General features: G+C 56.9%; 6 protein-coding genes. All 6 read left to right on the top strand.

Annotation, left to right across the window (positions count from 1 at the left end):
- Window positions 1–215 precede the first annotated feature (215 nt).
- The 6 genes from acs to AC2FJV_RS19525 all read left to right on the top strand — a co-directional run bounded on the left by acs (window position 216) and on the right by AC2FJV_RS19525 (window position 7,611).
- The gene (gene acs / locus AC2FJV_RS19500) at window positions 216–2,180 is read left to right on the top strand and encodes an acetate--CoA ligase (RefSeq protein ID WP_496714424.1); all 1,965 of its coding nucleotides are present in this window, start codon (window positions 216–218) and stop codon (window positions 2,178–2,180) included.
- Window positions 2,181–2,187: 7 nt separating this feature from the next.
- Entirely contained in the window at window positions 2,188–2,871 is a 684-nt protein-coding gene (locus AC2FJV_RS19505; protein WP_142634327.1) for an adenylate kinase, read from the top strand.
- Between the two features lie 184 nt (window positions 2,872–3,055).
- Window positions 3,056–3,340, top strand: coding sequence for a DUF4212 domain-containing protein (locus AC2FJV_RS19510; RefSeq protein WP_142634329.1), 285 nt, complete (start codon window positions 3,056–3,058; stop codon window positions 3,338–3,340).
- A gap of 6 nt (window positions 3,341–3,346) precedes the next feature.
- Entirely contained in the window at window positions 3,347–5,131 is a 1,785-nt protein-coding gene (locus AC2FJV_RS19515) for a sodium:solute symporter family protein (protein WP_142634331.1), read from the top strand.
- 111 nt (window positions 5,132–5,242) lie between these two features.
- Complete coding sequence (locus AC2FJV_RS19520) at window positions 5,243–7,066, top strand: DUF294 nucleotidyltransferase-like domain-containing protein (RefSeq protein ID WP_496714426.1); 1,824 nt, start codon at window positions 5,243–5,245, stop codon at window positions 7,064–7,066.
- Between the two features lie 26 nt (window positions 7,067–7,092).
- Window positions 7,093–7,611 (top strand): hypothetical protein, encoded by a 519-nt coding sequence (locus tag AC2FJV_RS19525; protein WP_142634335.1) that lies wholly within the window; start codon window positions 7,093–7,095, stop codon window positions 7,609–7,611.
- Window positions 7,612–7,716 lie beyond the last annotated feature (105 nt).

The raw sequence follows: 7,716 nt of genomic DNA on the forward strand, positions 1-7,716 counted from the left end.
TTTTAAATATGCTTTTTTGACATCTTACGATTTCCTTTACAATTCCTTCAAAGGGATTGAAATTTATTAACAAATAAACCCTGCTATTTCTGTAATTTATTTCTTTGTTTTCTGATCTCCGTATTATCCTGCATCGGGAGGAAACAGGTCGACATTGCCTGTTCAGCGGGCAAGATTGTCCCAGTGAATTTAAGTCCAGAGGGAGGAACCTCAGAATGACAACCGCTGCTCAGGCAGATGCCAAAGTTTATCCGCCATCCGCAGAAATTTCAGCGCGTGCGCATGTCGATGCCAAGAAATACGGCGAAATGTACACGGCTTCTATAAACGACCCCGTTGCATTCTGGGGCAAACAGGGCAAACGCGTTGACTGGATCAAACCCTATACCCAAGTGAAAGACGTCAGCTATGATTTGGGCTCGGTCGGGATCAACTGGTATGCGGATGGCACTCTGAACGTTTCAGCCAACTGCCTGGATCGTCATCTGAATACACGCGGCGATCAGACTGCGATCATCTGGGAACCTGATGACCCGAATGAACCCGCCCAACACATCACCTATGCCGAACTGCACCGCCGCACCTGCCGGATGGCGAATATCCTGGTTTCCATGGGCGTGCGCAAAGGCGACCGCGTAGTCATTTATCTTCCGATGATCCCCGAGGCTGCATATGCCATGCTGGCGTGCGCACGTATCGGCGCAATCCACTCGATTGTTTTTGCAGGGTTTTCCCCTGATGCCCTGGCTGCACGCGTCAACGGATGCGACGCCAAGGTTCTGATTACAGCTGATGAGGCCCCTCGCGGCGGCCGTAAGACACCGTTGAAGTCAAACGCAGACGCGGCCCTGCTGCACTGCAAGGACACGGTGAAATGCTTGGTTGTCAAGCGTACCAACGGCCAGACCACATGGATCGACGGGCGCGACTACGACTATAACGAAATGGCGCTCGAGGCGGATGACTATTGCGCGCCTGCGGAAATGGACGCCGAAGACCCTCTGTTCATTCTGTATACCTCCGGGTCGACCGGTCAGCCGAAAGGTGTGGTGCATACCACCGGCGGATATCTGGTCTATGCGGCAATGACGCATGAGATCACCTTCGATTACCATGAAGGCGACGTCTATTGGTGTACCGCCGATGTCGGTTGGGTGACCGGCCACAGCTATATCGTCTATGGCCCACTGGCCAATGGCGCGACCACGCTGATGTTCGAAGGTGTTCCGACCTATCCGGATGCATCCCGCTTTTGGCAGGTCTGTGAAAAGCACAAGGTCAATCAATTCTACACGGCCCCTACCGCTTTGCGCGCCCTGATGGGGCAAGGCAATGAATGGGTCGAGAAATGCGATCTGAGCGATCTGCGCACGCTGGGCACTGTGGGTGAGCCGATCAACCCGGAAGCGTGGAACTGGTACAATGACGTTGTCGGCGGTGGGCGCTGCCCGATCGTGGACACCTGGTGGCAAACCGAAACCGGTGGTCACCTGATGACCCCCCTGCCCGGCGCCCACGCGATGAAGCCCGGCTCGGCCATGAAGCCGTTCTTTGGCATCCAGCCTGTGGTTCTGGACCCGCAATCCGGGGTCGAGATCGACGGCAACGGCGTCGAAGGCGTGCTGTGCATCAAGGACAGCTGGCCCGGCCAGATGCGTACGGTCTGGGGCGATCATGAACGGTTCGAGAAGACTTATTTCTCGGACTACAAAGGCTACTACTTCACCGGTGACGGCTGCCGCCGGGACGAGGATGGCGATTACTGGATCACCGGACGTGTGGACGATGTGATCAACGTCTCGGGGCACCGCATGGGTACGGCCGAGGTCGAAAGCGCTCTGGTGGCACATGCTGCCGTGGCCGAGGCCGCGGTTGTGGGCTATCCCCATGATATCAAGGGGCAAGGCATCTATTGCTATGTCACCTTGATGAATGATCGCGAACCCTCGGACGAGCTTGTGAAAGAGCTGCGCACCTGGGTTCGGACTGAGATCGGACCGATTGCCAGCCCGGATGTGATCCAATGGGCTCCTGGCCTGCCAAAAACCCGCTCGGGCAAGATCATGCGCCGTATCCTGCGTAAGATCGCCGAGAATGATTTTGGATCGCTCGGTGACACATCGACCTTGGCTGATCCGTCCGTGGTCGACAACTTGATCGAAAACCGCGCAAGCAAGTGAGGATGTGATGGACGCTGCCACGATCACTACACCCACCGTACTGATCCTTCTCGGCCCCCCGGGCGCCGGGAAGGGTACACAGGCCCGTATGCTCGAAGACAAGTTCGGGCTTGTCCAACTCAGCACGGGTGACCTGTTACGGGCGGCAGTTGCCGCGGGAACCGAAGCCGGAAAAGCCGCCAAAGCTGTCATGGAGGCGGGTGATCTGGTCAGTGACGATATCGTAATTGCAATCCTGCGGGATCGTCTGGCCGAGCCGGATTGCGCCAAAGGCGTCATTCTGGATGGCTTCCCCCGCACCACGGTTCAGGCACAGGCGCTGGACGCGCTGCTGTCAGAGACCGGTCAGCAGATCAACGCAGCCATCAGTCTTGAGGTTGAAGACGCTGAAATGGTGATCCGTATTTCCGGCCGTTACACATGTGCCGGATGTGGCGAAGGGTTCCATGATCGGTTCAAAACGCCCGCAGTCGAAGGCAAATGCGACAAATGCGGCAAGACCGAGTTCAAGCGCCGCGCAGATGACAATGCTGAAACCGTCGCCTCACGGCTGGCTGCCTATCATGCGCAGACCGCGCCGCTGATCACTTATTACCAAGACCATGGCGTTCTGAAAGGTCTGAACGCCATGGGCAATATCGAAGACATCGCCGGCAATCTGGAACGGATCGTCAGCGACACAATGAACTAGGGGAATATGACCCACCCTCAATAAGGGCCGAATTCCTAAAGGAAAACTTCAAAGGACCCGCTCTGGCGGACCAGAGAAGTCTTGCCTGATGCCACCTGGCATCAAGCATATCGAAAAGTGGCCCCGCGCGCTGGAGGGTTAGGACAACGGGCCGCTCAAAGAGGAAGCGAAGGAGGAACCCGCGATGGCGGATCAATCAACACACTCCGCGCAGACTGCCGAAGCCGATAAGGGCTATTGGCAGGCCAACCTGCGTCTTATCTACATCAGCCTGGTGATCTGGGCGCTGGTGTCGTTTGGATTCGGCATTTTGCTGCGTCCACTTCTGTCCGGCATTTCCGTCGGCGGAACCGATCTCGGCTTTTGGTTCGCGCAACAGGGATCCATCTTGGTCTTTCTGCTGCTGATCTTCAACTACGCCTGGCGGATGAACAAGCTAGACGCTGAATACGGCGTTGAGGAGGAGTAAGACCCTATGGACCAGTTTACCATCAACCTGCTGTTTGTGGGCGCGTCCTTTGCGCTTTACATCGGCATCGCGATCTGGGCCCGTGCTGGGTCCACATCAGAATTCTACGCCGCCGGTCGCGGCGTTCACCCGGTCACCAACGGTATGGCGACAGCGGCAGACTGGATGTCTGCGGCCTCGTTCATTTCGATGGCGGGCCTCATCGCCTTTACCGGTTATGACAACTCGTCCTTCCTGATGGGTTGGACCGGTGGTTATGTGCTGCTGGCGCTGCTTCTTGCCCCTTACCTGCGTAAGTTCGGCAAGTTCACCGTGTCAGAGTTCATTGGCGACCGCTTTTACAGCCAGACCGCGCGTATCGTGGCGGTGATCTGTCTGATCGTAGCGTCTGTGACCTACGTGATCGGCCAGATGACCGGCGTTGGCGTAGCTTTTGGCCGCTTCCTTGAAGTGTCAAACACCACCGGGTTGTTAATTGGTGCAGCCGTTGTTTTTGCCTACGCGGTGTTTGGGGGGATGAAGGGCGTGACCTACACACAGGTCGCTCAGTACTGCGTGCTGATCACCGCCTACACAATCCCAGCCATCTTTATTTCCCTGCAACTGACTGGCAATCCGGTTCCGGCTCTGGGTCTGTTTGGTGATACCGCCAGCGGTGAACCGCTGCTGACCAAGCTGGATGCGATCGTGACCGAGTTGGGCTTTAACGAATACACCGCCCACCACTCGGACACGCTGAACATGGTGCTGTTCACGCTGTCGCTGATGATCGGTACGGCCGGTCTGCCGCACGTAATCATGCGTTTCTTCACCGTGCCGAAAGTGGCTGATGCCCGCTGGTCTGCCGGTTGGGCGCTGGTGTTCATCGCACTGCTTTACCTGACCGCCCCTGCGGTTGGCGCAATGGCCCGTCTAAACATCAGTGACATGATGTGGCCAAATGGCGGCATCGAAGGTGGCGCCGTATCCGTCGAAGATATCGACAACGACGCCCGTTATGACTGGATGGCTACATGGAAGAAAACCGGCCTGCTGGACTGGGAAGACAAGAACGGCGACGGCAAGATCCAGTACTATAACGACAAGAATGCCGACATGCAGGCGCTTGCGGAAGAGAAGGGCTGGGTCGGAAACGAGCTGACCAAGTTCAACCGTGACATCCTGGTTCTGGCCAACCCCGAAATTGCCAACCTGCCGGGTTGGGTGATCGGTCTGGTCGCTGCCGGTGGTCTTGCGGCTGCTCTGTCGACCGCTGCGGGCCTGTTGCTGGCGATCTCGTCCGCTGTGTCACACGACCTGATCAAAGGCGCGATCAACCCGCAGATTTCGGAAAAATCCGAGCTTCTGTCGGCGCGGATCGCAATGGGCGTGGCCATTGTTGTGGCGACATATCTGGGCCTGAACCCTCCAGGTTTTGCAGCGCAGACCGTTGCCCTGGCGTTTGGTCTGGCAGCTGCCTCGATCTTCCCGGCGCTGATGATGGGGATCTTCTCGACCCGCATCAACAACACCGGTGCGGTTGCTGGTATGCTGGCTGGTCTGACTGTGACCCTGGTCTACATCTTCCTGCACAAGGGCTGGTTGTTCATTCCGGATACCAACTCGTTCACGGATGCTGATCCTCTGTTGGGTACGATCAAGTCGACTTCGTTCGGTGCGATCGGTGCATTGGTCAACTTCACTGTCGCCTATGTGGTGGCTGGCATGACCAAAGAAACCCCGCAAGAGATCAAGGATCTGGTCGAAAGCGTCCGCATTCCCCGTGGCGCGGGTGCCGCTCAGGATCACTGAGTAGAGATGCGGCCCCTGAGCACCTTGCCAAAGGCCGTGTCTTTCGACTGACTACTCCCGCCCGGCATTCCACCGGGCGGGATTTTTCGAATAGAAACCGAGGAGTATCCGATGCCCCTGCCCCAAGCCGAGATCACGCGGTTTCTGAAATCCGTTCACCCTTATGACGCCCTGCCCGCCGATGATCTGGCAACGCTGTCTGATCAGATCGAAGTTTGGGAGGTCGAAGAAGGATCCCCGGTGTATCAACTGGGCGCGCCCCTGCCCGGCGTATTCGTGATTTACGAAGGACAGGTTGAAATCACTGGCAGGAACGGCGCGATTGTCTCTCATCTGGGGCTGCGCAATTCTTTCGGGGAACGCGGTTTACTGAAAGACGGTAAAGCCGCGACCAAAGCGCAGGCGCACGCAAACTCGGTTTTTCTGGTGATCCCGCCCAACCTGATCCGAGACCTCATTGACGAACATGAAATCGTCGCCAAATTCTTTGATCGGACCCGCACGGAACGCTCCAGCCCCCAAAGCCTTGCAACCAGCGCTATCGACGTTCTGATGGCACATAACCCCGCAACCTGCCCCCCTATTACCACCGTTCGCGAAGCGGCGCAGATGATGAGGGACAGACATATTTCCTCTCTCTGCATCACCGAGGGGGACATTCTTTTGGGGATCGCCACCTTACGAGATATCTCGGGCAAATACGTTGCCGATGGGATGTCTGTGGATACCCCTGTATCGGCAATAATGACGGCAAACCCGGTGACGCTGTCGCCGTCGGATATCGGATCGGATGTTCTTCACATCATGATGGAGCGCGGCATCGGCCATATTCCGGTATCCGAAGCTGGGCGTCTGGTCGGAATTGTCACCCAGACAGACCTGACCCACTATCAGGCGGTCAATTCCGCCGAGTTGGTGCGCCGGATAGCAAATGCGCAAACCGCGCAGCAGATGGCAGAAGTGACCGAAGAGATTCCCCAGCTTCTGGTCCAGCTTGTCGCTGCCGGAAATCGCCACGAGATCGTTACGCGCCTGATTACCGATATCGCCGACACAGCCACCAGACGTTTGCTGGCAATGGCGGAAAAACAGCTTGGACCACCACCTGTGCCTTACCTATGGCTGGCCTGCGGATCGCAGGGACGACAGGAACAAACCGGGGTGTCGGATCAGGACAACTGCTTGATGCTGGATGACAAAGTAACCGATGACGACATGTCATATTTCCAGACACTGGCAAAAATCGTGTCGGACGGGCTGGATAAATGTGGGTACTTTTATTGCCCGGGCGACATGATGGCGACAAATCCACGCTGGTGCCAACCGGTAAGTGTCTGGCGTGATTATTTTCGCGGGTGGATCGCCAAACCAAACCCCGAGGCGCAGATGCTGGCCTCGGTCATGTTCGACCTGCGCCCCATTGGCGGCGCATTTCACCTGTTCGATGACCTGCAGGCCGAAACGCTGGCCGCGGCCCAAGCGAATTCAATCTTTGTGGCACATATGATCTCGAACTCGTTAAAGCACACGCCGCCGCTAGGCCTGTTACGCGGGTTTGCTACGGTACGCTCGGGTGAACATCGCAACACGCTGGATCTAAAGCATAATGGCGTTGTGCCTGTGGTTGACCTGGCCCGGATATACAGCCTTCAGGGGCAACTGTCCCAGGCCAATACACGTGCCCGCCTGAAAGCAGCTGGGGCGGCAGGCGTCCTCAGCCCCTCAGGTACCCGCGACCTGCTGGACGCTTACGATCTGATCGCCGAAACGCGGCTGGACCATCAGGCCCGTCTGGTGAAAGGCAACAAGAAGCCGGACAATTTCCTGCCCCCTTCCGATCTTTCGGACTTTGAGCGAAGTCATCTGCGAGATGCCTTTGTCGTGGTAAAAACAATGCAATCGGCGGTCGGCCACGGTAAAGGAATGCTGGGCTAAACCCTCAGGAACCTTGGAGAGTATTCATGTTCTTAGAACTGATCGGCACGATATTTGCAGGCGTCGCCCTAGCCGGCATCGTGATGGTGATCAACAAACTGACAGGTGGACGCCTGCCTCGTTGGTCCGCACCAGTCGCGGCGGGCATTGGCATGATCGGGATGACGATCAACAGCGAGTATTCATGGTTTGACCGCACGCGCGATACGCTTCCAGATGGTCTGATCATCATTCAAGAGGTCGAAAGCCGCGCTTTGTACCGTCCCTGGACCTATGCGATGCCCTTTGTTGATCGTTTTGCCGCAATCGACACCCTATCTGTGCGCACCAATGACCAAGTGCCTGAGCAGCGCCTCGTTGAACTGTATTTCTTTGGTCGTTGGGCACCGGTTTCAAAATTGCCGGTCGCTGTGGATTGCGACAAGAACCAACGCGCCAATCTGGCGGATGGGGCAGAGTTTGGTGACAACGGCCAGTTGCTGAACGCAGATTGGGTAACAGGCTCTACCAACGATCCGATCATCGAGGCCACTTGCGGAGTGTAACATGCTGACCCGATTAAGCCTGCGCCTGCGGATTTTCCTCTTCTTCTGCCTGCTGGCGGTCGGCGGGGTTGCCGTCAGCTCGGTTGCGCTTTGGGTCAGCTACAG

This window comes from Ruegeria sp. CDSA241 (assembly GCF_059611265.1).

What these genes read in the sequence shown, in the direction of transcription:
- acs (WP_496714424.1), top strand. Translation starts at nt 216, where the DNA reads ATGACAACCGCTGCTCAGGCAGATGCCAAAGTTTATCCGCCATCCGCA.
- AC2FJV_RS19505 (WP_142634327.1), top strand. Translation starts at nt 2,188, where the DNA reads ATGGACGCTGCCACGATCACTACACCCACCGTACTGATCCTTCTCGGC.
- AC2FJV_RS19510 (WP_142634329.1), top strand. Translation starts at nt 3,056, where the DNA reads ATGGCGGATCAATCAACACACTCCGCGCAGACTGCCGAAGCCGATAAG.
- AC2FJV_RS19515 (WP_142634331.1), top strand. Translation starts at nt 3,347, where the DNA reads ATGGACCAGTTTACCATCAACCTGCTGTTTGTGGGCGCGTCCTTTGCG.
- AC2FJV_RS19520 (WP_496714426.1), top strand. Translation starts at nt 5,243, where the DNA reads ATGCCCCTGCCCCAAGCCGAGATCACGCGGTTTCTGAAATCCGTTCAC.
- AC2FJV_RS19525 (WP_142634335.1), top strand. Translation starts at nt 7,093, where the DNA reads ATGTTCTTAGAACTGATCGGCACGATATTTGCAGGCGTCGCCCTAGCC.